Below are 1,449 nucleotides of genomic sequence, written 5' to 3'. Positions count from 1 at the left end.
CACCCCTTTCAAGGTGTTGCCCTCCCAGCCTTGATAACCCGGGCGGTTGCCACATGCGAACGAGCGAGGCTGCCGTCCACAAACCCTTTTGGAACCTGTGGTTTGGGTGCCCGCTTGCTGGTTGTCAGCTGTCTGGGCTTGAGGCGAGCGGCCAGCAGCAACAAGCGCTCCATGAGCTGGCATGGCTGCACGTCGCCCACTTGTGGCAAATGCTCGGGCGGCAAGGCCAAAGCCATTGCTTCATAACCACTGTTGATCTCCACCGTCAGGTGAAAGGTGGACACATCCAGTTCGGGATGCGTGGCCTCGTGCGCTTTCTCAATCACCCGCTTGAGCAGGGCCAGCACGTTGTAGGCGAGCACCGCTGCGGCAAAACCCAGCAGCGCCGCGCGTGGATGACCCAGACTCTTGATCTCGCTGTGCAGCACCGACTCCAGCCGCTGGAACATGCCTTCGATGCGCCAGCGCTTGCGATACAAGCGCGCAATGGTGGCTGCCTCGATCTCCTCGGGGAGATTGCTCCACAGGGCGATGTGCGTGTCGCCCGACTCTGTAGGTGATGACAGTTCAATCTCGATGCGCCGCCAGGGCTGTTCCTGACCCGTGTGGTTCTTGAGTTTGATGCTTTGCTCACGCACGCGCCCTGTCTCGATGTCGGTGCATTGGCCCCATGGGCCACGCTCAGCCAGACGGGGGTGGCGCGCATGCTCGCGCACGATGAAGCAGGCCTGGCGCTCGCTCAGGCCGCGCAGCAGCGCTTCGGTACAAAAGTGCCGGTCTGCAATCCATGCCTGCTGCGCCAGGGCGGACTCGATCAGCGTGGCCGCTGCCACGCGTTCGCTCTGGTGCGCATCCTCACACGCCACGATGTCGCGCACCAACGCACTGTCGGGGTCGTAGACCACCAGGGTGTGGCCCGGGCGAGCCGCGCCGCGAAAGCCGCGCAGCACGGCCAGCCTCTTGTCGCTGGCGGGCAAGTGGTTGCCGTCCAGTACGCGCAGTTGCCAGCCAGGCAAGCTGGCCTGCTCGGGCAGGCAGGCGGCCAAGGGGGCAAGCCGCTGCGCACTGCCCTGCACCAGCGCGCGCAGCACTGCGGGCTCGCAGCGATTGACTTTGTCGTACAGCGCCGCCAGTGACACCGGCAGTCGTTCATCGAGCTTGCGCGCTGCCGCGTGCAGCGAGGGCCGAAGGCCCAGGGATACCAGCGTCATCAGCTCCACCACCGTGGAGAACAACAACTCGCGCGGGTACTGGCGCTGGCGGTGCGTCTCGAACACTTCATCGATCCAGTGCGCTGGCAGTGCCTGCTCCAGGGCCAGGCGTGCCATCACGCTGGCGGGTGCTTGCTGTTCGAACCGCTCTACCACTGCTTGCCAGACCATCTTGTTTCTGATTCCAGAGAAATCAGAAGATTACGACGGTTTCCTTTTAAACACCTTGAAAGGGGTG

The 1,449-nt window shown here is 63.6% G+C and carries 1 protein-coding gene; it reads right to left on the bottom strand.

Features of this window, described 5'->3' with window-relative positions; genetic code table 11:
• Window positions 1-8 precede the first annotated feature (8 nt).
• Window positions 9-1,328, bottom strand: coding sequence for an IS4 family transposase (locus J8G26_RS19075; RefSeq protein WP_210570834.1), 1,320 nt, complete (start codon window positions 1,326-1,328; stop codon window positions 9-11).
• Window positions 1,329-1,449 lie beyond the last annotated feature (121 nt).

This window comes from Acidovorax sp. JG5 (assembly GCF_017939685.1).
Taxonomy (GTDB): domain Bacteria; phylum Pseudomonadota; class Gammaproteobacteria; order Burkholderiales; family Burkholderiaceae_C; genus Acidovorax.
This window is presented reverse-complemented; position numbering and strand designations above follow the sequence as displayed.

Bases quoted from the DNA above. Each gene is read 5' to 3' on its own strand.
- J8G26_RS19075 (WP_210570834.1), bottom strand. From the start codon at position 1,328: ATGGCACGCCTGGCCCTGGAGCAGGCACTGCCAGCGCACTGGATCGAT.